The organism is Sphingobacterium sp. SGR-19, from assembly GCF_011043555.1.
Classification (GTDB): Bacteria; Bacteroidota; Bacteroidia; order Sphingobacteriales; family Sphingobacteriaceae; genus Sphingobacterium.
In genome coordinates this window covers 1-802 of sequence record NZ_JAAKGS010000027.1, presented here as the reverse complement: position 1 = coordinate 802, position 802 = coordinate 1, and the positions used below count along the sequence as shown (strand labels likewise).

Genomic DNA, 802 nt, shown 5'->3' with positions numbered 1-802 from the left:
ATCAGGTTAATTCTATTAATATTGTGACCTGGTTTGCCTGACAAGTCTTTGTCATTAATAATCAAACCGGCTTTAAAATAATTATCCTCTTTATTATCCTGAGCAAGAACACCAACAGCATCGGCATTTTGATAGTCTAAAGCTAAAGCATTAAAATTAGTGGTTTCATTATCAGTTATAGCAATACCTCCTCGTTCATCACCGGTTTTATCATAAAAAATAAGCCCTGCTGGATTAACTGCCCTTTGAAATGCTTTACCATTGATAATGGGAGGCGGAATATTATCCATATTGGAAATTACTATTCTGTTTTTCCCGGTTTTGTCTTTAATGTTAATCCTTTCAGCATCCATAAATCCACCTGAGCCATTTAGTAGTATAAAACTCAAAGCGGCTAAAAGTGCGATGTTGAATACGACAAGTGTATAAAACGAAATTTTGAAAGTTTTTGATGTTGTTTGCATGGTTTAAAATGTATTCAGATTAATGAAGTATGCTATTTTTTTATCCTTCGTATATGTGAAATTCTGTTACCGTTATGAAATAGCCATCGGGGTCCCTGAACGATAATTCCTGTCTGCGTGAATTTTTATTTAGGTGAATTTCTTCTTCAATAGTCCATTCGATTTCTTCAAGGTTATGCTTCACTTTCTTCCAATCAGAAGTCCTAAAATAAAGTAACAAGCCATTTCCTGCTGTTAAACTTTGGTCTTTCATCGTTGGGTGACCGTCCCTTTCCCAAGCGTGCAGGCAAAGCACAATTTCATTGTCCTTATTCGTCAGAACGGAAAAATGGTCTCCA

2 protein-coding genes are annotated in these 802 nt (G+C 35.5%); both read right to left on the bottom strand.

Annotated elements, in window-relative coordinates; translation table 11 throughout:
- Positions 1–464: hypothetical protein (locus G5B43_RS19210; protein ID WP_206367430.1), on the bottom strand; the 464-nt coding region annotated here is incomplete at its 3' end.
- 40 nt (positions 465–504) lie between these two features.
- A partial coding sequence (locus G5B43_RS19205) for a glyoxalase (protein WP_165296416.1) occupies positions 505–802 on the bottom strand: 298 nt, incomplete at its 5' end.